Raw genomic sequence first — 23,757 nt, forward strand, 5'->3', positions numbered from 1 at the left:
GAAGACGAATGCAGCCGCGATGTCCGCAGTGTTTGCCGCTGCAGCTTCGGTCGCCACGCTGGGCGGCTGCGCCCACAACGCGACCATGACTTACCTGCCCTCGGGCGATACCGGCTTCGCGATCAACTGCAGCGGCAGCGACGCCAGCACGAGCTGGGCGGCGTGCTACAAGCAGGCGGGCGAAGTATGCGGCGCGTACGGCTATGACGTCGTCTCGAAAGACGCGGATAACGGCGCGACAGCGGGCGGATCGGTCGCGGGCATCTTCGGCGCGAACATCAAGAATCGTTCGATGGTGATTCGCTGCAAGCAGTGACGCGCGCGGTCTCACGCGTCCGATGGCCCGCCGTCGCGGCGCTCGCGTGCCCGCGTTCGCCAGTGCCCCGACAACGGATCGATACGCGCGGCGAACGCCACGAGCGAAGCGATCGCGACAGGTGCGACGGCAGCGAAAACCCACAGCAGATTCATGGCGGAACCCATTTGCAACAAGGTGTCCGATCTTAACCGCGCGGAAAAAATTTCGCTTGAGCGGCAGCTAGAGGCTTTCGTCAAGTAGCGATGACCGATTCGGTCATCGAGCCGAAACGGTCTTTGTTATTCCGGCTGCGACGGCGCGATCAGCATCGACGGCGGACGCATATCGGTCGGCACGCCCTGATAGTCGGGCGGGTCCTGCGGCGGATGCTTGCGGTGAGCGGAGGAATCGGCGCATGCGGACAACGCGAGCGCAACGAGAACGAAGGCGACGGAAAGAACGTGGCGCGGCATGAGGCCTCTTGGCGAGTGTCGAAAAGACAAAGGGGTTACAAGCCGTGACTTGTAACCCCTTCGTTTGTTTCGTGGTCGGAGCGAAAGGATTCGAACCTTCGACCCTCTGATCCCAAATCAGATGCGCTACCAGGCTGCGCTACGCTCCGACAAGCCGCGTATTGTAGCGTCGATGATCGACAACCGCAATGCAGCCCTGGCACGTATCGTTCTACGCAAGGTCGAAGGCACACGACCCCCTCACGGAGACGATCGATGAACCTCATTCTCTGGCGTCACGCCGAAGCCGAAGATCAGGCATCGAGCGACCTCGCGCGCCAACTGACGCCGCGCGGCCGCAAGCAGGCGCAGGGCATCGCGAAGTGGCTGAAGGCGCGTATCGACGATGACGCCCTCTTCCTCGCCAGCCCGGCGACGCGCACCATCCAGACCGTCGAGGCATTCGGCGACCGTTATCGCGTCGTCGATGACCTCGCGCCGGGCAAGACCGCCCAGCACGCGCTCGATGCCGCCGGCTGGCCGGAACGGGCTGCCGGCACGGTCGTGATCGTCGGGCACCAGCCCACGCTCGGGCGCGTTGCCGCCTTGCTGATGACCGGGCAGGAAGCGGAGTGGTCGATCAAGAAAACCGGCATCTGGTGGTTCCAGGGGCGCACGCGCGGCGGCGACGGGCACATCGTCCTGCGTGCGGTGATGAATCCGGACATGCTGTAGCGGACCACGCGGCGGACCACGCGGCACGCGTGTGTCGTTTCATCGAAACGTCATTGCAAAGCCATGCGAGCGTCACCGGGCGTTACTACATTGGCGAGGACTTCAAGCCACGTCCTGCCGAGGAACGCCCATGCAAGATCTGCCGACGCCCGTCCGTTCGCGCCGCCATCTTCCGCGCATCGCCGAAACCGTCACCAGCCAGCATCGCCTGCAAGTCGCGTGGGCGCGTTCCGACGACGCGCTGCGTGAAGCCCAACGCCTGCGCTATCGCGTGTTCTCGGAAGAAATGGGGGCGCGTCTGCCCGGCCGCAGCGGCCTCGATGTCGACGAATTCGACGCCTACTGCGATCACCTGCTCGTGCGCGATCTCGACACGCTCAAAGTAGTCGGCACGTATCGCGTGCTGCCGCCGCATCAGGCGGCGCGCATCGGACGGCTTTACGCGGAAAGCGAATTCGATGTCTCGCGCCTCGCGCATCTGCGCCCGAAGCTCGTGGAAGTGGGACGCTCCTGCGTGCACGCCGACTACCGCAGCGGCGCGGTCATCATGTCGCTATGGGGCGGACTCGCCGCCTACATGATGCAGAACGGCTACGAGACGATGCTCGGCTGCGCGAGCGTCGGCATGAATGACGGCGGTCATTACGCGGCGAATCTGTATTACTCGCTATCCGCCGGCGCGCTCACCGCGCCCGAATACCGCGCGTTCCCGCATACGCCGCTGCCGGTGGATGACTTGCGCACCGGCGCCGCCGTCAACGCGCCGCCGCTCGTCAAAGGCTATCTGCGTCTCGGCGCGAAGATTTGCGGCGCGCCCGCGTGGGACCCCGACTTCAACACGGCAGATTTTCTGACGCTGTTCCGCCTGTCGGAGATCAACGCGCGTTACGCGCGGCACTTCATCGGCGATGCCGCGCGCTGAAACCGAAACGGAAGCCGAAGCCGAAGCCGAAGCCGAAGCCCAATAGCAGGCCGCTCATTCGCCCGTATAGACCACGCGATACGGGCGGCCGATCTTCTCCCACTCCATCGCTTCCTGAACGAGGCTGTAATCGGTAAGCGGGTTATTGGTCACCCACTGGCTCGGCAGACGCACTTCGAAGCCGCCCGCCGCCGCCCTCACCTCGATGCCCGGCAGCCCCACGTCCGTCCGGCGCCGCGACAGCAAAGCCGCAAGGCGCAGGCAAAAGAGCAGCGTCCAGTCAACGTCCCTCGCCTGCGCGAGCTTGCCGAGCTTGCCCGCGTGGCCGAGCACGAGCGCCGCGAGCCGTGCCTGATCGGTGCGCGAGAAGCCGGGCATGTCCGCATTGCTCGCGATATACGCCGAGTGCTTGTGGTACGCGCTATGTGCGATCGACAAGCCGATCTCGTGCAGCGACGCCGCCCACGCGAGGAACATGCGATTCTCCTGCCGACGCTCCGCATCCGGTTCGCCGAGCTGATCGTAGAAGCTGATCGCGAGATCGCCGATGCGCCCGGCCTGCGCGGCATCGACGCCATACCGGCGCTTGAAGCCTTCGACCGTCACCGTGCGCATGTCCTGGTGCTGCGAGCGGCCGAGCAGGTCGTACAGCACGCCTAGACGCAACGCGCCGTCGGTGGTATCGACATACTCGATGCCCAGTTCCTCGAACACCCCGAGCATGATCGACAGCCCGCCCGCCAGCACCGGAATGCGGTCGGGCTTCAGCGCGACGAGCTTCAGGCGGTTCACGTTCTCCGCCTTGATCAGCGCGCGCTTCAGGCGCTCGAGGCCGCCGCGTGAAATGCCGTGCGTGTATTGCGTGTCGTTGAAGCCGTTCGCTTCGACCAGTTCGGCGAGCGCGCGCGCCGTGCCGGATGAACCGATCGCCTGATCCCAGCCGGTCTGCTTGTACTCGCGCGAGATGATCTGGATTTCGCGCTTGGCGGCGAGCTCGGCCTGTCGCATCGTGAATTCGTCGACATTGCCGGCCGGGAAGAACTGGCGGCTATGACTCACACAGCCGATATAGAGGCTTTCCATGTGAATCGGCGTGTAGTGCGAGCCGATGATGAATTCCGTCGATCCCCCGCCGATATCCACGACGAGGCGCTTGCCCGTGCTCGCCGGCACCGAATGCGCCGCGCCGGCATAAATGAGGCGCGCCTCCTCGCGGCCCGCGATCACTTCGATCGGAAAACCCAGCGCGTTCTCCGCTTCGACGAGAAAGTCGTGCGCGTTCTTCGCGACGCGCAGCGTGTTCGTGGCAACCGCGCGCACCTGATCCGGATTAAAGTCGCGCAGACGTTCGCCGAAGCGCTTGAGCGCGTCCCAGCCGCGCAATTGCGACGCGCGGTCGAGCATCTTGTCGCGCGACAGCCCCGCCGCGAGCCGCACCGGTTCGCGCAAAGCGTCGACCTGATAGATCTGGCTGCCCGCAGGCGTTTCCTCGACGCGTCCGACGATCAGCCGGAAACTGTTCGATCCGAGGTCGACGGCGGCGAGGAGATGAGGATGAGTGACCATCGGAGATCCAGGAATCGTGAAGTGGGGAACGCAGCCGCACTGCTGCAGCGCACGAATTCTATTCCATGCCGCGCGAGGCGACGGATCCGGGAACGCGCGCCTGTGCTAGCGACGCTATTCGCAATGTGAGTAGAATTTGTGACAATCGTTCTGTCACAAAAAAGCCATCTTACTGTGAGATTATCTGAGCGTTCTTGTGCCCATCCGATCGAGACCCTTTCCTCACAGCCGATGCCGATACACTATCCGCTCTTTAACCGTGAACTCGGCATTCTAGGTTTCAACGAGCGGGTACTCGCGCAAGCGGCCGATACTTCGGTGCCCTTGCTGGAACGCCTGCGCTTTCTTTGCATCACCAGCAGCAATCTCGACGAGTTCTTCGAAGTCCGCATGGCCGGGCTCCAGGAACAGATGCGCGACAACCCCGGCTCACTCTCGCCGGACGGCATGTCGCTGCAACACGTCTACGATCTCGTGTCCGAACGCGCGCAACGCCTCGTGCATCAACAATACGCGATGCTGCACGACATCGTGCTGCCCGCGCTGGAAATGGAAGGCATCTATTTTCATGGCGTCGAAAGCTGGACCGAGCAGCAGACCGCGTGGGCGCGCGAATATTTCCTGAACGAACTGCTGCCGGTGCTGACGCCGATCGGCCTCGATCCCGCGCATCCGTTTCCGCGCGTGCTGAACAAGAGCCTCAACTTCGTCGTCGAACTGGAAGGCACGGACGCGTTCGGCCGCCAGGCGATGATGGGCATCGTGCAGGCGCCGCGCGCGCTGCCGCGCCTCGTGCGGATGCCGGAAGCGCTGTCGGGTTATCCGCATGGCTTCGTGCTGCTGAGCTCGTTCATGCAGCGCTTCGTGAGCGAACTGTTTCCGCATCTCCTCGTGCGCAACTGCAATCAGTTTCGCATCACGCGCAACAGCGAGCTTTTTGTCGATGAAGACGAAATCACGAATCTGCGCGTCGCGCTCCAGGGCGAATTGCCGGCGCGGCATCTCGGCAATGCGGTGCGGCTCGAAGTATCGGCGGAAACGCCACCGCATCTGATCCGCCGCCTGCTCGATGAAAGCCAACTGAACGCGCGGGATTGTTATCGCGTGAACGGTCCGGTCAATCTCGTGCGGCTCATGCAGCTGCCCGAAATGGTGGACCGCCCGGACCTGAAGTTCGTGCCGCACATTCCGTCGGTGCCGAAGACGATCGCCAATGCGACGCATCTCTTCGATGTCATCGATCAGGGCGATATCCTGCTGCATCATCCGTACGAGAGTTTTCAGCCGGTGCTGGAGCTGCTGCTGCAGGCCGCGAAAGATCCGCAAGTGGTCGCGATCAAGCAGACCATCTATCGCACGGGAACCGATTCCCCGCTGATGGACGCGCTCATGCAGGCCGCGCGCAACGGCAAGGAAGTGACCGTGGTCGTCGAACTGCTCGCGCGCTTCGACGAGGAGACGAACATCAACTGGGCGTCGCAACTGGAAGCAGTCGGCGCGCATGTGGTGTATGGCGTCGTGGGTCACAAGTGTCACGCCAAGATGATGCTGATCGTGCGGCGCGTATCGAAGAACGGCAAGACCGTGCTCAAGCGTTACGCGCATCTCGGCACGGGCAACTATCATCCACGCACGGCGCGTCTCTATACCGACTTCGGCCTGATGACCGCCGATCAGCAGTTGTGCGAGGACGTGCATCACGTCTTTCAGCAGCTGACGGGCATCGGCGGCGAGATCACGCTGAATCAGCTCTGGCAGTCGCCGTTCACGCTGCATGCGAAGCTCATCGACGCGATCCGCGCCGAAGCCGAGCATGCGCGTGCCGGCCGCCGCGCGCGCATCGTCGCGAAGATGAATGCGCTGCTCGAACCGACCGTGATCGCCGCGCTTTACGAGGCATCGCATGCGGGCGTGAAGATCGATCTGATCGTGCGCGGCGTGTGTTCGCTCAAGCCGGGCGTCGAAGATCTTTCGGAGAACATCACGGTCAGATCCATCGTCGGGCGCTTTCTCGAGCATCATCGCATCTTCTATTTCTATGCGAACGGCAAGGAAGACGTGTACCTGTCGAGCGCCGACTGGATGGACCGCAACTTCTTTCGTCGCGTCGAAGTCGCCTTTCCGATTCGCGACAGGCGTCTCAAGCGCCGCGTGATCGCCGAGGGTTTGTCGGTGTGTCTCGGCGACAATCAGTCCGCATGGGTCATGCAAAGCGACGGGCACTATCGCAAGCGCCGCTCCGGCAAAGCCATTCGCAACGCGCAATTGGGCCTGCTCGCGAAGTTCTGCTCCTGAGCCTGAACCTGATCCTGAGCCGAAGGGACGAAGCGGCTCACGCCGCCAGCGATTTCCTCAACGCGGTGCGCGATGCGGGAAAGCGCACGATGAACGTGCTGCCCCGCCCCACTTCACTCTTCACGTCGAGTTCGGCGTGATGCCGTTGCAGCACATGCTTAACGATGGCGAGGCCCAGTCCGGTGCCGCCGGTATCGCGAGAACGGCTGCGGTCGATGCGGTAAAAACGCTCCGTCAGACGCGGAATATGTTCCGCGGCGATACCCGGCCCGCTGTCGCGCACGATGAACATGGCGCGATCGTTCTCACGCTGCCAGGTCACATCGATTGCGCCGCCTTCGGGCGTATAACGCACGGCGTTCGTCACCAGATTGCCGAGCGCGCTGACCACTTCCGTCTCCGCGCCGGCCACCGTCACTGCATCGTCCACATGAAAGGCAATGCGATGATGCCCGCCCGACAGATTGTTCGCATCGTTCTCCAGATGACGGAGCACGGCGCGCATGTCGAGCAGGTCGTCGCTCGGGGGATGGATATCGCCTTCGAGATTCGCAAGCACGAGCAGGTCGCGCACGATGTTCTGCATGCGCGTCGCCTGGTTGTCCATCATGTCGAGATAGCGCCGGCGATCGGTTTCGTCGAGCGGCAGATCGCGCAGCGTTTCCAGAAAGCCCGCCAGCACCGTCAAAGGCGTCTTCAGTTCGTGCGATACGTTCGCGACGAAATCGCGGCGCATGGAATCGGTGCGCTCGAGTTCGGTGATGTCCTGCGTGAGAATCAGCTTGCGATGCTCGCCATAAGGAAACACCTGCACGGAGATGGTCCGCTGCCGGTTTTCGCCCATGCCGCGCATGATCAGCATCTGCTCGTAATGATGCGAATTCAGATAGCGGATGAAGTCCGGCTGACGCACGAGATGCGTGATGTGCTGACGCATGTCGCGCTTTGCATCGAGCCCGAAGTGCGTCTCGGCGATGGCGTTGCACCACTCGATCTGATCGTGGTCGTCGAGCATTGCAACGCCGTTGGGCGACGCCTGGATCGCCTGGATGAAGCGCGAATGCTGCTGCTCGACCTGCCGCACTTGTGCGTGCCAGCGCTTTGCGAGCTTGTGCAGGCGATAGTAGATTTCACCCCAGATGCCGAGCGCGCTGGGCACTTCGCCGTACACCGGCGCTTCGAGCAGGCGCCATAGACGCTGCGTGTGGAACGTGCTGAAGAGCGTCTGCACGACCAGCATGAACACCGCGAACCCGAGCGCCGCCGAGACGCCTGCGAATGCGCCGATGGCGGCGCTGATCGCGGCCAGCAGGGCGAGGGACACGATGGACCGCGTCCAGATGATGTTCATGTTGTCGTTCGATCAGTGACTGCGAATGGATGCGCCGATTTCACGCGCCCTTCGCCAGCCGATAGCCGCTGCCGCGCACCGTTTCGATCATAGCATCGCAACCGGCGGGCTTGAGCGCGGCCCGCAGGCGCTTGATATGCACATCGACTGTTCGTTCTTCGACGAACACGTGATCGCCCCAAACCTGATCGAGCAGTTGCGTACGGCTGTGCACGCGTTCAGGATGCGTCATGAAGAAGTGCAGCAGGCGGAATTCGGTCGGGCCGAGATCGAGCTTGATGTCGTTGCCCGAATGACTCGCGGCCACGCGATGCGTCGCCGGGTCGAGCCGCAGGCCGTTGATCGCGACCACGTCTTCGGTCAATTGCGGCGCGCGCCGGCGCAGCACCGCCTTGATGCGCGCCATCAGTTCCTTCGGCGAGAAAGGCTTCGTGACGTAATCGTCCGCACCGATTTCGAGCCCGAGCACCTTGTCCTGCTCGTCGCCGCGCGCGGTCAGCATGATGATCGGGATATGCTTCGTGCGTTCGTGATTGCGCAGCTCGCGCGCGAACGTGACACCGGACTTGCCCGGCAGCATCCAGTCGAGCAGCACGAGATCGGGCAGCACGTCGCTGATGAGGTTCTGCGCCTGCTCGGCGTTGTACGCGCGAATCGGGCAATGTCCCGCATGTTGCAGGTTCACCGCGATGAGTTCGGAGATCGCGGGTTCGTCTTCGACGACGAGGATACTGCTGGGCATCGGCACCTCTTTGACCTTTGCTGGAAGTGGAAGGAGGATTAGCTGAGCGCTTCGCGTTCGAGCTGGTCGCGCGAGATATGGCGCACGTCGGTCCCCTTCACGATATAGATGATGAACTCGGCGATGTTCTTTGCGTGATCGCCGATGCGCTCCACCGCTTTCGCGATGAACAGGTAATCGAGGCCCGCCGAAATGGTGCGCGGATCCTCCATCATGTAGGTGACGAGCTTGCGCACGAAGGCGCGGAATTCTTCGTCGATGGCCTTGTCGTCGCGGACGATCTGCGCGGCGGCGACCGTGTCGAGGCGCGCGAAGGCATCGAGCGCGCGGCGCAGAATGGACACCGCCATTTCGCCCGACAGCTTAATTTCCGCGATATTCACCGTGCGTCCCGCGCCGTCCTCGTTGATGCGCTTCACGCGCTTGGCGATCTTTTCGGCTTCGTCGCCGGCGCGTTCGAGATTCGTGATGGTCTTCGAGATCGCCATGAGCAGGCGCAGGTCGCGTGCGGCCGGCTGGCGGCGCGCGATGATGTTGCTGCACTCCTCGTCGATTTCAACTTCCATCATGTTGAGGCGCGTTTCGGCGGCAATCACCTGATCGGCGACCTGAATATCGAACTCATTCAGCGCATGCATCGCCGCAATGATTTGCGACTCCACGAGACCGCCCATTTGCAGCACTTTCGACGATACCGCATTGAGATCGGCGTCGAACTGGCTCGACAGATGTTTATCGGACATGCTCTGCTCCTCTATTCCTTTTAGCCGAACCGGCCCGTGATGTAGTCTTCCGTCTCTTTGCGGGCGGGCTTGATGAAGATCTTCTCGGTATCGCCGAACTCGATCAGTTCACCAAGGTACATATAGGCAGTGTAGTCCGAGCAGCGCGCCGCCTGCTGCATGTTGTGGGTGACGATCACGACCGTGTAGTCGTTCTTCAACTCCGCGATCAACTCTTCGATGCGGCCCGTCGAGATCGGATCGAGCGCGGAACAGGGTTCGTCGAGCAACAGCACTTCCGGACGAATCGCGATGCCGCGCGCAATGCACAGACGCTGTTGCTGCCCGCCCGACAGACCGTAGCCGCTCTGCTGCAGCTTGTCCTTCACTTCGGTCCAGAGCGCGGCCTTCGTGAGCGCCCATTCGACGCGGTCGTCCATCTCCGAGCGCGACAGTTGCTCGAACATCTTCACGCCGAACGCGATGTTGTCGTAGATGGACATGGGAAACGGCGTCGGCTTCTGGAACACCATGCCGATGCGCGCGCGCAAGAGCGAGATGTCGCGCGTGGTCTCGAGCAGGTTCGCGCCGTCCATCAGAATCTCGCCTTCCGCGCGCTGCTCCGGATAGAGCGCGTACATCTTGTTGAACGTGCGAAGAAGCGTGGACTTGCCGCATCCGGACGGACCGATGAACGCCGTCACCTTCTTTTCGGGAATGCGCAGGTTGATGTTCTTCAGCGCGTGATACTTGTTGTAGAAGAAGTTGAGATTGTTGACCTCGATCTTCGGCTTGATGGAATCGGCGGGCTGCGAAGCGTGCGCCGGGCGCACGCTGCCGGGTGCCGGACCGCGTTCGATGCTCGCGTTGCGAGTCTGCGATTCAAGGTGGTTGACACCACTTTCGACCAGATTCATGGAATCACTCCGCCCTTATTTCTTCGTGAAGATCGCACGCGCCAGGATATTCAGACCCAGCACGCCGAGCGTAATCAGGAACACACCGGCCCACGCGAGCACTTGCCATTGCGGGAACGGACTCATTGCGAACTTGTAGATCGTCACCGGCAGATTGGCCACCGGCTGATTCATGTCCATCGAGAAAAACTGGTTCGACAACGCCGTGAAAAGAAGCGGCGCGGTTTCCCCGGCGATGCGCGCCACCGCCAGCAGCACACCGGTGACGATGCCGCCCACCGATGCCTTCAGCGTGATCGACATCACCATCTTCCACTTCGGCGTGCCGAGCGCGAACGCCGCTTCGCGCAATGCGTTCGGCACGAGCTTCAGCATGTTCTCGGTCGTGCGGATGACGATCGGAATCTGCAGCAGCGCCAGCGCGATCACGCCCGCCCAGCCGGAGAAACGCCCCATCTTCGCGACGACGAGCGCATACACGAAGAGGCCCACGACGATCGACGGCGCGGACAGCAGGATGTCGTTGATGAAGCGCGTGATGTTCGCGAGCCAGCGCTTTTGCCCGTATTCCGCGAGATAGACGCCCGCGAGGATGCCGAGCGGCGTGCCGACGCATGTCGCGAGCACGACGAGCATCAGACTGCCGACGATCGCGTTCGCGAGACCGCCGCCATCGGTGTTCGGCGGGGGCGTCGATTGCGTGAAGAGATCCATCGACAAGCCGGAGACGCCGAGCTTCAGCGTCGTGAAGAGAATCCACACGAGCCACACGAGGCCGAAGGCCATCGCCGCGAGCGACAGCGTCAGCGCAATCGCATTGGTGCCGCGACGGCGGCGCTGCAGTTTCATGCGCGTCGCCTGCACGCGGTCGTGGTCCTGATCGAACGTAGCGGGACGGTTCACTTCGCACCCTCCCCGCGTTCCATGCGCAAGAGCATCAGCTTCGAGAGCGCGAGCACGAAGAACGTGATGACGAAAAGAATCAGGCCGAGCTCCATCAGCGCCGATGTGTGCAGGCCGGGGCTCGCTTCCGCGAACTCGTTGGCGAGCGCGGACGTGATGCTGTTGCCCGGCGAAAACAGCGACACGTTATCGAGCAGATTCGTGTTGCCGATCACGAAGGTCACGGCCATCGTCTCGCCGAGCGCGCGCCCGAGACCGAGCATGACGCCGCCGATCACACCGGCGCGCGTGTAAGGCAACACGATTTTCCACATCACCTCCCACGTCGTGCAGCCGATGCCGTATGCCGATTCCTTCAGCAGCACGGGCGTGACTTCGAACACGTCGCGCATCACCGAGGCGATGTACGGGATGATCATGATCGCGAGGATGACGCCTGCGCACAGGATGCCGATGCCGATGGGCGGCCCCTGGAACAGCGCGCCGATCAGCGGCACGCCGCCGAGCAGCGCGCCGAGCGGCTTCTCGAAGTATTTCGCGAAGATCGGCGCGAACACGAGCAGGCCCCACATGCCGTAGACGATCGAAGGGATCGCCGCGAGCAGTTCGATCGCCACGCCGAGCGGCCGGCGCAGCCACGTGGGCGACAGTTCCGTCAGGAAGAGCGCGATGCCGAAGCTCACCGGCACGGCGATGATGAGCGCGATGATCGACGTGGCGATGGTGCCGTAAATCGGCACGAGCGCGCCGAAGCTGTCGCTGGGCGGATCCCAGTCGGCGCGCCACAGAAAGCTGAGCCCGAATTTTTCAATGGTCGGCATCGACGCGACGATCAGCGAGACGATGATGCCGCCGAGGAGAAGCAGCGTCACCACGGCTGCGAGCCGCGTGATGCCGCCGAAAACGATGTCGCCGATGCGGCCGGGGGCGCGCTGCGCGTGCGCCGCCGGGGGTGCCGACGCGAGGTTGATGTCCGACATGGGAGCCTTGGTTACGCTGCGTGTCAGACCGCGCGGCGGCTTCTAGCGCGCCGCGCGGCTTGGTGTTGCTGCCGTCCCGCCTGTGCAGCTTAGGACAGTTTCAAACTCCGCGTACTGCTTACTCCGCGACCGGCTTGCCCGCCGCGTCCTTCACCTTCGCCTTCCATTGCGAGCGGATTTCCGCCACGACCGACTCCGGCAGCGAGATGTAATCGAGATCGTTCGCCGCCTGACCGCCGTTCTTGAACGCCCAGTCGAAGAACTTCAGCGTCTCGGTGCCCTGCGCCGCCTTGTCTTGCGTTGAGTGCAGCAACACGAAGGTCGCGCCGACGATCGGCCATGCGTCCTTGCCCTGCTCGTTGGTTAGGATCTGGTAGAACGACTTCGACCAGTCCGCGCCAGCAGCGGCCGCCTTGAACGTCTTCGTTTCCGGCTCGACGACCGTGCCCGCCGAATTCTTCATGCCGACGTAGGTCATCTTGTTCTGCTTCGCGTACGCCCATTCGACGTAGCCGATCGCGCCCGGCAGACGCTGCACGAAAGCCGCGACGCCGTCGTTGCCCTTGCCGCCCGTGCCGGTCGGCCAGTTGACCGTCGAACCTTCGCCGACCTTCGACTTCCACTCGGCGTTCACCTTCGACAGATAGTTCGTCCAGATGAAGCTCGTGCCCGAGCCGTCCGCGCGGCGCACGACGGCAATGTCCGTATCCGGCAGCTTGACCTTCGGATTGAGCGCGGCGATTGCCGGGTCGTTCCACTTCTTGATCTTGCCGAGATAGATGTCGCCGAGCACTTCGCCCGACAGGATGACTTCGCCCGCCTTCACGCCGGGCACGTTGATGACCGGCACCACGCCGCCGACCACCGTCGGAAACTGGAAGAGGCCGTCCTTCGCGAGCTGGTCGTCCTTCAGCGGAGCATCCGAGCCGGCGAAATCCACGGTCTTGGCGACGATCTGCTTGATGCCGCCCGAGGAACCGATGCCCTGGTAGTTGACCTTGCCGCCGCCGCTTTTCTGATAAGCGTCTGCCCACTTGGTGTAGATCGGAGCTGCGAAGGTACTGCCCGCGCCGGTGATATCGGCCGCTTGCGCAGAGATGGCGAACATTGCGCCAATCACGGCAGCCAGCGCGGTGTGCATCAATTTCATGAGACCTCCAGAGTTGTGAGCGTGTGTACGACACGGCGAAATATAGGCGGACTCTGTGACAGTAATATGACGTTTCGTGATGCCTGCGTGACAGTGAACTTACGGCCTGAAAGTCGATCGAGCGGTCACTTGCCGGGCGCGCGCGGACATGAAAAAAGCGGGCCGAAGCCCGCTTTGTCTGGATCTGCCTGGATCGCGTCGAACGCTACGCAGTCACGTCCCTGACGACTTGCGCAATCGTTTCCGCGTGCCGGATCGCGTCCTGCTGGGCGGCGGCTTCCACCATCACGCGCAACACCGGCTCCGTGCCGGATGCGCGGATCAGCACGCGCCCGTGCGACTCGAGCGCCCGCTCGGCCTGTTCGACCGCGCGGCGAATTTCGTCGCTCTTTTTCCAGTCCGCGCCGGGACTCATGCGCACGTTGATCAGCTTTTGCGGGAAGAGGCTCACGCCGTCGAGCAGGTCGGCGATCGACTTGCCGCTCCGCTTGACCGCCGCGAGCACGAGGAGCGCGGAGACGATGCCGTCGCCGGTCGAATGCCTGTCGAGCGACAGAATGTGGCCGGAGCCTTCCGCGCCGAGCTGCCAGCCGTGTTCGCGCAATTTCTCGAGCACGTAGCGGTCGCCGACCGCGGCGCGCACGAACTGCACGCCCGCCTCTTGCAGCGCTACTTCGACCGCCATGTTGGTCATCAGCGTGCCGACCGCGCCTTCGACCTTGCCGTGCGTCGCGATGCGGTCCTTCACCAGCACGTAGAGCAACTCGTCGCCGTTGTAGAGACGGCCGGTCGAATCGACGACCTGCAGGCGATCCGCGTCGCCATCCAGCGCGATGCCGATATCCGCGCCGTGCTCCTTTACCGCGCGCACGAGCGCATCGGGCGCGGTGGCGCCGACGCCGTCGTTGATGTTGAAGCCATTCGGCGACACGCCGATGGACACGACTTCCGCGCCCAGTTCGTGGAACACGTGCGGCGCGACGTCGTACGCGGCGCCGTGCGCGCAGTCCAGCACGATCTTCACGCCGCGAAGGTCGAAGCTCGCGGGGAACGTGCTCTTGCAGAACTCGATGTAGCGGCCGCCCGCGTCGTCGAGACGGCGCGCCTTGCCGAGACGCTCGGACGGCGCACATTCCATCGGCTGCTCGAGCTGCGCTTCGATCTGCAGTTCGACTTCGTCGGGGAGCTTGTTGCCGTCGGCGGAGAAGAACTTGATGCCGTTGTCGTCGTACGGATTGTGCGACGCGCTGATCACCACGCCCGCCGCGAGCCGCAGCGCCCGCGTCAGATACGCGACGCCCGGCGTCGGCATCGGGCCGGCCAGCATCACGTCGACGCCCGCAGCCGAAAAGCCGGATTCGAGCGCGGCTTCGAGCATGTAACCCGAAACCCGCGTGTCCTTGCCGATCAGCACCGTCGGCCGGTTGCCCTTCTGCGGCGACCGGTCCGCGCCGGCAAGCACCTTGCCGGCGGCGTAGCCGAGCTTGAGGACGAAGTCCGGCGTGATCGGGGCCGCGCCGACGCGCCCACGGATGCCGTCAGTTCCAAAGTATCGTCGTGCCATCGTTGTTTGACCCTCCGCGCGGACTTTTGGCGCCTGTTGTGGTCCGCGGTGTATGTTGACTACGCTGCCAGCGAGCGCCTGCGCGGCAGTTCTGCCAGATTCGAAGCCGGTTTTCAATGATGCCCGCGAAGGGCTGCGTCTTTGGTGGCCTGCCAGACTTTCAGCGCGTCGACGGTTTCGGCGACGTCGTGAACGCGGATGATCGCCGCGCCGCGCTCCGCCGCGCATACCGCCGCCGCGAGGCTCGCAGCCAGGCGTTCACCCGCCCCACGCCCGGTTACGCCGCCCAGCATCGACTTGCGCGACATGCCGGCGAGCAACGGGAAAAGCGTGCCCGCTGGCAACGTCGCGGTGAGTTCGGCAAGTAGCGCGTAATTATGCCCGATGGTCTTTCCGAAACCGTAGCCGGGATCGAGGCTGATGCGGTCCGCCGCTACGCCTGCGGCGTTCAGGGCCGAGACACGTTCGGCGAAGAAATCGCGCACGGAAGCGACGACGTCCTCGTAGACCGGCTCGTGGAGTTGCATCGTGCGCGGCTCGCCGAGCATGTGCATCACGCACAGGCCGCATTGCCTGTCCTTCACGGCATCGATTGCGCCGTCCTGACGGAAACCCCAGATGTCGTTGATCATGTCCGCGCCGGCATCGAGCGCGGCGCGCATCACGGCGGGCTTATAGGTATCGACGGATAGCGGGACAGAAACCGCACGCAGCGCCTCGACGATCGGAACCACACGCGCCAGTTCGTCGGCGAGCGGCACGGGGGGCGCGCCGGGACGCGTCGATTCGCCGCCGATGTCGATCATGTCGGCGCCATCGGCGATCATCTGTTCGGCACGCGCAAGCGCGGCGTCGCGGGACAGGAAGCGCCCGCCATCGGAGAACGAGTCCGGCGTGACGTTGAGAATGCCCATCACCAGCGGACGGTCGAAGCTGAGCGTGAAGCGGCCGCACCGCAGCGGCTGCGAGGAGACGGGGTGTCGGGAAGGTGTAGTCAAGCGATGCCTGCAAAGCAAGTGACGAAACGCGAGCCTCAAAGCAAAAATGGGCCGGCGTGCGTTGCACACCGGCCCATTGTCAGACTCGGAGAAGTTATGCCGGCGCTGTTGCGTTGCCCGGTTTCACCTCGTTGCCGCTATTGCCGCCCGAGGGCGTGTCGCCGGACGGCGGCGGCAGGTTCTTCGGCGGACGCGGCGGACGATCCGCCATGATGTCGCTGATCTGGTCCGCGTCGATGGTTTCCCATTCGAGCAGCGCCTTGGTCATGGCTTCGACCTTGTCGCGGTTGTCTTCCAGCAGCTTGCGAGCGAGCGCGTACTGTTCGTCGAGGATTCGGCGGATTTCCGCGTCGACCTTCTGCTGCGTGGCTTCCGAAACCGACTTCGCGCCCATCTTGCCGAACATGCCGTTCTCTTCGGTATCGACGTACACCATCGTGCCGAGGACGTCCGACATGCCGTAACGCGTCACCATGTCGCGCGCCATCTTCGTCGCGCGCTCGAAGTCGTTCGAAGCACCGGTCGACATCGAGTTCATGAATACTTCTTCCGCCGCACGGCCGCCGAACAGGATGGCAATTTCTTCCAGCATCTTGTCGCGATACAGGTTCACGCGATCATGCTCCGGCAACTGCCACGTCACGCCCAAAGCCCAGCCTCGCGGCATAATCGTGACCTTGTGCACCGGGTCGGCATGCGGCAGCAGCTTCGCCACCACCGCGTGTCCCGACTCGTGATACGCCGTGTTGCGACGCTCTTCTTCGCGCATCACAGCCGACTTGCGCTCCGGACCCATAAAGATCTTGTCCTTCGCGTCTTCGAAGTCCTGCATCTCGACGATGCGCTTGCCCCGACGCGCCGCGAACAGCGCCGCTTCGTTGACGAGGTTCGCGAGGTCCGCGCCCGAGAAGCCCGGTGTGCCGCGCGCGATGACCGATGCGTCGACGTCGTTCGCGATCGGCACCTTGCGCAGGTGCACCTTCATGATGTGCTCGCGGCCACGGATATCCGGCAGACCGACGTACACCTGGCGGTCGAAACGGCCCGGACGCAGCAGCGCCTTGTCCAGCACGTCCGAACGGTTGGTCGCGGCGATGACGATGACGCCGGAGTTCGCCTCGAAGCCATCCATTTCGACAAGCATCTGGTTCAGCGTCTGCTCGCGCTCGTCGTTACCGCCGCCCATGCCGGCGCCGCGATGACGGCCGACCGCGTCGATTTCGTCGATGAACACGATACACGGCGCATGCTTCTTCGCCTGCTCGAACATGTCGCGAACGCGAGCCGCGCCCACGCCGACGAACATTTCCACGAAGTCCGAACCCGAAATGCTGAAGAACGGCACCTTCGCCTCGCCGGCGATGGCGCGAGCCAGCAGCGTCTTACCCGTACCCGGAGGGCCGACCAGCAGCACGCCACGCGGGATGCGACCGCCGAGCTTCTGGAATTTCTGCGGGTCACGCAGGAAGTCGACCAGTTCGGAGACTTCTTCCTTCGCTTCGTCGCAACCGGCTACGTCGGTGAAATTGATTGCGTTGTTGTTCTCGTCGATCAGCCGCGCCCGCGACTTGCCGAACGAAAACGCCCCGCCTTTGCCGCCGCCCTGCATCTGCCTCATCATGTAGAACCAGAAGCCGATGATCAGGATGGTCGGCCCGAGGTAGTACAGCGCGGAGACGAGCGCGTTCGGTTCATCGTCAGCCTTGCCGCTGACCTGAACGCCGTATTTCATCAGATCGCCGACCATCCAGATGTCGCCCGGGGAGACGATCTGGTATTTCTGGCCGTCGTTCGGAGTGACCGTGAGATTGCGGCCCTGAACGGTGACGTTCTTGACTTTGCCGTTCTTCGCGTCGTCCATGAACTGCGAATACGACACGCCTTCCTGGACGCGGGGCTTATCGAACTGCTTGAACACCGTAAACAGCACCAGTGCGATCACGAGCCACACTGCCGCTTTAGAGAACATATTGTTGTTCAAAGCACCACTCCTCACTCATAGACGGGCGCCTACATAAACCTTGCAGCGCCACCAAAGCATTCTAATCCAGACCGCTAACCCCTGCCATAAGGTTTAACTACCGCTTAAATAGCGGCAGATGGTCTTTTTTCGGCATATTCGGTGAAAATATCGCCGATTTTCGCCGAGGCAGTCTAAACGGGTCCCGCAGCCGGATGTTTGAGCCGCCGCCCGAGAATAAAAGTCTCGGACGACTTGTCGCGAGAGGCCTTGGGCTTGCGCGGCGCCACCACTTTGAACTGGTGCTTGAACTTCTCGACGATCTGGCTATAACCGCTGCCATGAAAACATTTGACTAGCAGCGCACCTTCCGGTTTCAGGTGGTTTTGCGCAAATTCCAGCGCCAGATCGCAAAGATGCTCGATCCGCGCCGCATCCGCACTTGCCACGCCGGACAGGTTGGGGGCCATGTCGGAGATTACAAGGTCTACCTGGCGCTCGCCGACGATTTCATCGAGTTGCGCCAGTACCGTGTCTTCACGAAAGTCGCCCTGGATGAACGTGACGTCCGCGATCGGCTCCATCGGCAGGATATCGAGCGCGATAATCGTGCCGTCGATGCCGCCTTCCCGCTGCGCGTCGCGCTTCGAACCCTGCGCGAGCTTGTTGCGCGCATACTGGCTCCAGCTTCCGGGCGTCGAACCCAGATCGACGATCACCTGACCGGGCCGGATGAGCTTGTCCTGCTCGTCGATCTCCTTCAGCTTGTACGCCGCGCGCGCGCGATAGCCCTCGCGCTGCGCCATCTTCACATAGGGATCGTTGATGTGGTCATGCAACCACGACTGATTAAAGCGATTCTTTGCCATTCAAGCTGAACTCATGCTGCGCGCGTCGCGCGCTTGTCCGAAGGGTTGCTGTTGCGCGCCGGACGTGGCGCGGATGCGTGTACTGTGACGATTGCGCGGCAATCTTGCTGCAACGCGCGATGCTTTTAGCGGATAATACGCGTCTTGTCGGCCGGAACGTTTCCGCGGGTGCTCCCATGCGCCTGGCAATCGCGTATCCGGCCTATTTTGTTTGCGCGGCGTCCAGGCACGCTGCGCCAGATCGCTCCGGTACGGGCTTTTTCCGCCCTTCGCGTTTCAGCATGCCGCCTGGCGCCAAGCGCCCATGAAAGCGCTCATGAAGCGCGCATCGAGCGCCGCCCATTTTAGTCGAGTCCCAAATTTCTCATGCCAGCACTTGAACTTTCCCCTGCCCAGCGCTCCGACTTGCGCTCCCAGGCCCACGCGCTCAAGCCCGTCGTGCTCGTCGGCGCGGAGGGTCTGACGGACGCCGTGCTGAAGGAAATCGGCGTGCACCTGGATGCGCACCAGCTGATCAAGATCCGCGTGTTCGGCGACGAACGCGAAGCCCGCGTCGCAATCTACGACGAAATCTGCGATCGCCTGAACGCCGCGCCGATTCAGCACATCGGCAAACTGCTCGTGATCTGGCGACCGGAAGGCGGAGCGCCCGCCAAAAGCCGCGGCGAACGCACGCGCAGCACGATGCCGCCGAGCGCTGGAGAAGCTGCCGAGCGTCCCGCCAAGGGTCGCGCGCCGCGCATCGTCAAGGCCGTGAAGATTTCGCGCGATGCCCCCGCCTTCAAGAAGCCGAAAAAACAGACGCTGAAAGTGCTTGGCAACGAGCGCGTGACGGCGGGCGGCAACGTCAAGCGCGCCAAAAAGCGTCAGGCCAGTTCCAAGCGCCAGCATCAAAGCGTGAAGTGATCGATGGGGCGCGGGCTCTGACGAACCGTCCGCGCGCCATCGACGAACCCGGATTTAGCTTCGCGCGCGCTTGGCGGCCATCTTCGCCGACTTGTTCTTCGGCACGATGGCGGTCGGCGCGTTGCCCGGCAGGCGCCACACCAGCGCAACGCCGAACAGGCACTGAATCAGATAGATGGCGCTCGACACGCCATGCAAAATGCCGAACTGCTTCGCATACGGCGAGTCGGCCAGCGCGACGCCCGTTTCCTGCGCGGCCACTCGCAGCGATTCCATGAACGGCTGCAACGCGAAGTAGCCGAAGAGCACGCAGCCGAGCATTACCGCGACAATCCACCGCACGCGCTTGTAGTCGGCAATCCCGCTTTTCACGAAGCGATTGCCGATCAGGATCAGGATCAGCGCACTCACCACGCCGACGAACGCCTCGATGCGGAAATACTGCGCCGCGACCGATCCGGCCGCCGCGCGGTCGAGCATCGAGAAGAGAACGGGCGCGGCGACGAGGCCGAGGGTCAGCAGGCTGCCGACCCAGATCATCGTGACGATGCGAAAGAGCCGGTGCGCCATCAGACGTAGCGAACCGCGATAATTTCGTACTCGCGCGCGCCGCCCGGCGCCTGCACCGACGCGACATCGCCTTCCGACTTCGAAATGAGCGCCCGCGCGATCGGCGAGCTGACCGAAATGAGGCCGTGGTCGATATCCGCTTCGTCGTCGCCAACGATCTGATAGGTGACGGTATCGCCCGATTCGAGGTCTTCCAGTTCCACCGTTGCGCCGAACACGACACGGCCATCGGCGTCGACCGTTGTCGGGTCGATCACCTGCGCGGCGGCCAGCTTGGATTCGATTTCCGCGATGCGGCCCTCGATGAACCCCTGCTTTTCCTTCGCGGCGTCGTATTCCGCGTTTTCGGACAGATCGCCCTGCGCGCGCGCTTCCGCGATCGCGTTGATGACCGCCGGACGCTCGACAGCCTTCAGGCGTTGCAATTCGTCGCGCAGCAACTCCGCGCCGCGCTTCGTCAAGGGAATCGTGCTCATAGACAACCCAGAAACAAAAACTTCAAAAAATTACCGCGGTTAAGCGCATCTCCCGAAACCGAGGAGACGCCGCTTAACCGCGGCTCGTGATGCTTGGACCAGTAATCGAAGCCTTAGTTTAGGCGAGCATGCAAGCCTTGTAAATCATAGACTTCCAAATCGCGCAGGTAACGCAGGCCCTCGACCGCCGCGCGCGCGCCGGACATGGTCGTGTAGTACGTGACCTTGTTGGCCTGCGCGCTCATGCGGATGGAACGCGAATCCGCGATGGCCGCGCGGGTTTCGTCGACGGTCGTGAAGACGAGCGCGATCTCGCCGTTCTTGATCATGTCGACGATATGCGGCCGGCCGTCCTTCACCTTGTTGACGACCTTCACCGGCACGCCCGCTGCCGCGATGGCCGCCGCCGTGCCCTTCGTCGCGACGATCGGGTAGCCGAGCTCGTGCAGCATGCTCGCCACTTCGACGGCCTTCGGCTTGTCGGCGTCCATCACGGTGATGAGCACGGTGCCCGATTCCGGCAGGCGCGAACCCGCTGCCAGCTGCGACTTGAAAAGCGCTTCGCCGAACGTCCGGCCAACGCCCATCACCTCGCCGGTCGAACGCATCTCCGGCCCGAGCACAGGATCGACCGCCGGGAACTTGATGAACGGGAACACAGCCTCCTTCACGCTGAAGTACGGCGGCACGACTTCCTTGGTCACGCCCTGCTGCGCGAGCGTCTGGCCGACCATCGCGCGTGCGGCGATCTTCGCGAGCGGCAGGCTCGTCGCCTTCGACACGTAAGGCACCGTGCGCGATGCGCGCGGGTTCACTTCGAGCACGTAGATGACATCCTTCTTCGAGCCATCGTCCTGCGGAACCTGCTGGATCGCGAACTGCACGTTCATCAGACCGACCACGTTCAGCGCCTTCGCCATTGCGGCGGTCTGACGCTTCAGCTCGTCAACGGTTTCCTTCGACAGCGAGTACGGCGGCAGCGAACAGGCCGAATCGCCGGAATGCACGCCCGCCTGTTCGATGTGCTCCATCACACCGCCGATGAACACGGCCTCGCCGTCCGAGATGCAGTTGACATCGCATTCGATCGCATCGTTCAGGAAGCGGTCCAGTAGCACCGGCGAATCGTTCGATACCTTCACCGCCTCGCGCATGTAACGTTCGAGGTCGCGCGGCTCATGGACGATTTCCATCGCGCGGCCGCCGAGCACGTACGACGGACGCACGACCAGCGGATAGCCGATTTCGTCGGCCAGTGCGAGCGCTTCTTCCTCGGCGCGCGCGGTGCGGTTCGGCGGCTGGCGGAGGTCGAGGTCCTTCAGCAGCTTCTGGAAGCGCTCACGATCTTCGGCTGCGTCGATCATGTCCGGCGACGTACCGATGATCGGCACGCCATTCGCCTCGAGGTCGAGCGCGAGCTTGAGCGGCGTCTGGCCGCCGTATTGCACGATCACGCCGACCGGCTTTTCCAGATCGACGATTTCCAGCACGTCTTCCAGCGTCAGCGATTCGAAGTACAGGCGATCCGACGTGTCGTAGTCGGTCGATACGGTTTCCGGATTGCAGTTGACCATGATGGTTTCATAGCCGTCTTCGCGCATGGCCAGCGCGGCGTGCACGCAGCAGTAGTCGAACTCGATGCCCTGCCCGATCCGGTTCGGCCCGCCGCCGAGCACCATGATCTTCTTTTTGTCCGTCGGATTCGCTTCGCACTCTTCTTCATACGTCGAGTACATGTACGCGGTCTTCGTCGCGAATTCGGCCGCGCAGGTATCGACGCGCTTGTACACCGGGCGCACGTGCAGCGCGTGACGCTTCTTGCGCACGTCGGCCTGGTTCGAGCCGGTCAACTTCGCGAGGCGCCGGTCGGAGAAACCGCTGCGCTTCAGATACAGCAGTTCGTCGCGGCTCAGGCTCTCGAGCGTGCGGCCTTCGAGCGCCTTTTCCTTCAGGATGATCTGTTCGATCTGCGCGAGAAACCACGGATCGATCGACGTCTCTTCGAAGATTTCCTCTTGCGTGAGACCGAGGCGGAACGCATCGCCGAGATACCAGATGCGGTCGGGACCCGGCTCCCCGATCTCGCGGATGACTTCGTCGCGGCTCGTGGTCTTTTCATCGAGCCCGTCGACGCCGACTTCCAGCCCGCGCAGCGCCTTCTGGAACGACTCCTGGAACGTGCGGCCCATCGCCATCACTTCGCCGACGGATTTCATCTGCGTGGTCAGGCGCGAATCGGCTTCGCGGAATTTCTCGAAGGCGAAGCGCGGCACCTTCGTCACGACATAGTCGATGGTCGGCTCGAACGATGCCGGCGTCTGTCCGCCGGTGATTTCGTTCTTGAGTTCGTCGAGCGTGTAGCCGCAGGCGAGCTTCGCCGCGACCTTCGCGATCGGGAAACCGGTTGCCTTCGATGCCAGCGCCGACGAACGCGACACACGCGGATTCATCTCGATGACGACCATACGGCCGTCCTTCGGATTGATCGCGAATTGAACGTTGGAGCCGCCCGTATCCACGCCGATTTCGCGCAGCACCGCGAGCGACGCATTGCGCAGAACCTGATACTCCTTGTCGGTCAGCGTCTGCGCAGGCGCGACGGTGATGGAATCGCCGGTATGGACGCCCATCGGGTCAAGGTTCTCGATCGAGCACACGATGATGCAGTTGTCCTTCTTATCGCGGACGACTTCCATCTCGTACTCTTTCCAGCCGAGCAGGGATTCTTCGATCAGCAGTTCGCGCGTCGGCGAAAGATCGAGACCGCGGCGGCAGATTTCTTCGAACTCTTCCTTGTTATAGGCGATGCCGCCGCCGGAGCCGCCGAGCGTGAACGAAGGACGAATCACGGTCGGATAACCGCCGCTGCCCGTTGCCTCGGCGATCTGCGCCTGCACGGCGAGCGCTTCTTCCATCGAATGCGCGATGCCCGACTTGGCCGAACCGAGGCCGATCTTCGTCATCGCGTCCTTGAACTTCTGGCGGTCTTCTGCCTTGTCGATGGCTTCCGGCGACGCGCCGATCAGTTCGACGTTGTACTTCGCCAGCACGCCGTGATGGAACAGGTCGAGCGCGCAGTTCAGCGCGGTCTGGCCGCCCATGGTCGGCAGGATCGCGTCCGGACGCTCCTTCGCGATGATGCGCTCGACCACTTCCCATGAGATCGGCTCGATGTAGGTCACGTCCGCCGTGTTCGGGTCGGTCATGATCGTCGCCGGATTGCTGTTGACGAGGATGACCTTGTAGCCTTCCTCACGCAGCGCCTTGCACGCCTGCGCGCCCGAATAGTCGAACTCGCACGCCTGGCCGATGATGATCGGGCCCGCGCCGATAATGAGGATGCTCTTGATGTCTGTGCGCTTCGGCATAACTGCTCTCGAT

General features: G+C 63.0%; 22 protein-coding genes and 1 tRNA gene. 5 read left to right on the forward strand and 18 right to left on the reverse strand.

The window, feature by feature from the left end; translation table 11 throughout:
* The first annotated feature begins 19 nt into the window (after window positions 1–19).
* Entirely contained in the window at window positions 20–316 is a 297-nt protein-coding gene (locus P9255_RS14595) for a hypothetical protein (RefSeq protein WP_404980435.1), read from the forward strand.
* A gap of 11 nt (window positions 317–327) precedes the next feature.
* Here P9255_RS14595 and P9255_RS14600 read toward each other — a convergent pair whose 3' ends face one another.
* From P9255_RS14600 to P9255_RS14610, 3 genes are all read right to left on the reverse strand, one after another.
* Window positions 328–471 (reverse strand): hypothetical protein, encoded by a 144-nt coding sequence (locus P9255_RS14600; RefSeq protein ID WP_309764441.1) that lies wholly within the window; start codon window positions 469–471, stop codon window positions 328–330.
* A gap of 126 nt (window positions 472–597) precedes the next feature.
* Window positions 598–771 carry a hypothetical protein gene (locus tag P9255_RS14605; RefSeq protein WP_309789944.1) on the reverse strand — a complete coding sequence of 58 codons (174 nt, stop codon included), beginning with the start codon at window positions 769–771 and terminating at the stop codon, window positions 598–600.
* Window positions 772–843: 72 nt separating this feature from the next.
* Window positions 844–920 (reverse strand) — tRNA-Pro (locus P9255_RS14610).
* A gap of 106 nt (window positions 921–1,026) precedes the next feature.
* Here P9255_RS14610 and P9255_RS14615 point away from each other — a divergent pair.
* Both P9255_RS14615 and P9255_RS14620 read left to right on the forward strand, forming a co-directional pair.
* On the forward strand, window positions 1,027–1,485 hold the full coding sequence (locus P9255_RS14615; RefSeq protein WP_309789946.1) for a histidine phosphatase family protein: 459 nt from the start codon (window positions 1,027–1,029) through the stop codon (window positions 1,483–1,485).
* A 130-nt stretch (window positions 1,486–1,615) separates the two neighbouring features.
* A complete protein-coding gene (locus tag P9255_RS14620) occupies window positions 1,616–2,407 on the forward strand; it encodes a GNAT family N-acyltransferase (RefSeq protein ID WP_309789947.1) in 792 nt (263 codons plus the stop codon).
* A gap of 54 nt (window positions 2,408–2,461) precedes the next feature.
* Here the strand turns inward: P9255_RS14620 and ppx are convergent, their stop codons facing one another.
* Window positions 2,462–3,973 (reverse strand): exopolyphosphatase, encoded by a 1,512-nt coding sequence (gene ppx / locus P9255_RS14625; RefSeq protein WP_309789948.1) that lies wholly within the window; start codon window positions 3,971–3,973, stop codon window positions 2,462–2,464.
* A gap of 231 nt (window positions 3,974–4,204) precedes the next feature.
* On the opposite strand from ppx, the gene ppk1 reads away from it, so the two are divergent.
* Window positions 4,205–6,268, forward strand: a complete 2,064-nt coding sequence (gene ppk1, locus P9255_RS14630) for a polyphosphate kinase 1 (RefSeq protein WP_309764436.1) — start codon at window positions 4,205–4,207, stop codon at window positions 6,266–6,268.
* 37 nt (window positions 6,269–6,305) lie between these two features.
* On the opposite strand, the gene phoR is transcribed toward ppk1, so the two are convergent.
* The 11 genes from phoR to P9255_RS14685 form a co-directional block, all read right to left on the reverse strand.
* Window positions 6,306–7,619: a phosphate regulon sensor histidine kinase PhoR gene (gene phoR / locus P9255_RS14635; RefSeq protein WP_309789949.1), complete on the reverse strand. Its 1,314-nt coding sequence runs from the start codon at window positions 7,617–7,619 to the stop codon at window positions 6,306–6,308.
* A 40-nt stretch (window positions 7,620–7,659) separates the two neighbouring features.
* Window positions 7,660–8,361, reverse strand: a complete 702-nt coding sequence (gene phoB, locus P9255_RS14640; protein ID WP_244794381.1) for a phosphate regulon transcriptional regulator PhoB — start codon at window positions 8,359–8,361, stop codon at window positions 7,660–7,662.
* Between the two features lie 38 nt (window positions 8,362–8,399).
* Window positions 8,400–9,104 carry a phosphate signaling complex protein PhoU gene (phoU, locus tag P9255_RS14645; protein ID WP_309764434.1) on the reverse strand — a complete coding sequence of 235 codons (705 nt, stop codon included), beginning with the start codon at window positions 9,102–9,104 and terminating at the stop codon, window positions 8,400–8,402.
* A gap of 20 nt (window positions 9,105–9,124) precedes the next feature.
* Window positions 9,125–10,000 (reverse strand): phosphate ABC transporter ATP-binding protein PstB, encoded by an 876-nt coding sequence (gene pstB, locus P9255_RS14650; RefSeq protein WP_309764433.1) that lies wholly within the window; start codon window positions 9,998–10,000, stop codon window positions 9,125–9,127.
* 15 nt (window positions 10,001–10,015) lie between these two features.
* Window positions 10,016–10,849 carry a phosphate ABC transporter permease PstA gene (gene pstA / locus P9255_RS14655; RefSeq protein WP_309765428.1) on the reverse strand — a complete coding sequence of 278 codons (834 nt, stop codon included), beginning with the start codon at window positions 10,847–10,849 and terminating at the stop codon, window positions 10,016–10,018.
* Between the two features lie 50 nt (window positions 10,850–10,899).
* Window positions 10,900–11,883 carry a phosphate ABC transporter permease PstC gene (gene pstC, locus P9255_RS14660; protein WP_309764432.1) on the reverse strand — a complete coding sequence of 328 codons (984 nt, stop codon included), beginning with the start codon at window positions 11,881–11,883 and terminating at the stop codon, window positions 10,900–10,902.
* A gap of 118 nt (window positions 11,884–12,001) precedes the next feature.
* Complete coding sequence (pstS, locus tag P9255_RS14665; RefSeq protein WP_309789950.1) at window positions 12,002–13,033, reverse strand: phosphate ABC transporter substrate-binding protein PstS; 1,032 nt, start codon at window positions 13,031–13,033, stop codon at window positions 12,002–12,004.
* Between the two features lie 205 nt (window positions 13,034–13,238).
* Window positions 13,239–14,597: a phosphoglucosamine mutase gene (gene glmM / locus P9255_RS14670; protein WP_309789951.1), complete on the reverse strand. Its 1,359-nt coding sequence runs from the start codon at window positions 14,595–14,597 to the stop codon at window positions 13,239–13,241.
* Between the two features lie 113 nt (window positions 14,598–14,710).
* Window positions 14,711–15,511 carry a dihydropteroate synthase gene (gene folP, locus P9255_RS14675; protein WP_309790756.1) on the reverse strand — a complete coding sequence of 267 codons (801 nt, stop codon included), beginning with the start codon at window positions 15,509–15,511 and terminating at the stop codon, window positions 14,711–14,713.
* A 178-nt stretch (window positions 15,512–15,689) separates the two neighbouring features.
* On the reverse strand, window positions 15,690–17,576 hold the full coding sequence (gene ftsH, locus P9255_RS14680) for an ATP-dependent zinc metalloprotease FtsH (protein WP_309764429.1): 1,887 nt from the start codon (window positions 17,574–17,576) through the stop codon (window positions 15,690–15,692).
* 173 nt (window positions 17,577–17,749) lie between these two features.
* On the reverse strand, window positions 17,750–18,424 hold the full coding sequence (locus tag P9255_RS14685) for an RlmE family RNA methyltransferase (protein WP_309764428.1): 675 nt from the start codon (window positions 18,422–18,424) through the stop codon (window positions 17,750–17,752).
* A gap of 366 nt (window positions 18,425–18,790) precedes the next feature.
* On the opposite strand from P9255_RS14685, the gene P9255_RS14690 reads away from it, so the two are divergent.
* Window positions 18,791–19,330: a YhbY family RNA-binding protein gene (locus P9255_RS14690; RefSeq protein WP_309764427.1), complete on the forward strand. Its 540-nt coding sequence runs from the start codon at window positions 18,791–18,793 to the stop codon at window positions 19,328–19,330.
* A gap of 54 nt (window positions 19,331–19,384) precedes the next feature.
* Here P9255_RS14690 and P9255_RS14695 read toward each other — a convergent pair whose 3' ends face one another.
* The 3 genes from P9255_RS14695 to carB all read right to left on the reverse strand — a co-directional run bounded on the left by P9255_RS14695 (window position 19,385) and on the right by carB (window position 23,744).
* Complete coding sequence (locus tag P9255_RS14695; protein ID WP_309789952.1) at window positions 19,385–19,900, reverse strand: DUF4149 domain-containing protein; 516 nt, start codon at window positions 19,898–19,900, stop codon at window positions 19,385–19,387.
* Entirely contained in the window at window positions 19,900–20,376 is a 477-nt protein-coding gene (greA, locus tag P9255_RS14700) for a transcription elongation factor GreA (protein WP_309764425.1), read from the reverse strand. The genes P9255_RS14695 and greA overlap by 1 nt, the downstream gene beginning before the upstream one ends.
* A gap of 113 nt (window positions 20,377–20,489) precedes the next feature.
* Complete coding sequence (carB, locus tag P9255_RS14705) at window positions 20,490–23,744, reverse strand: carbamoyl-phosphate synthase large subunit (protein ID WP_309789953.1); 3,255 nt, start codon at window positions 23,742–23,744, stop codon at window positions 20,490–20,492.
* Window positions 23,745–23,757: the final 13 nt, after the last annotated feature.

Origin of the sequence: Caballeronia sp. LZ019, from assembly GCF_031450825.1 — a bacterium.
Lineage (GTDB): Bacteria > Pseudomonadota > Gammaproteobacteria > Burkholderiales > Burkholderiaceae > Caballeronia.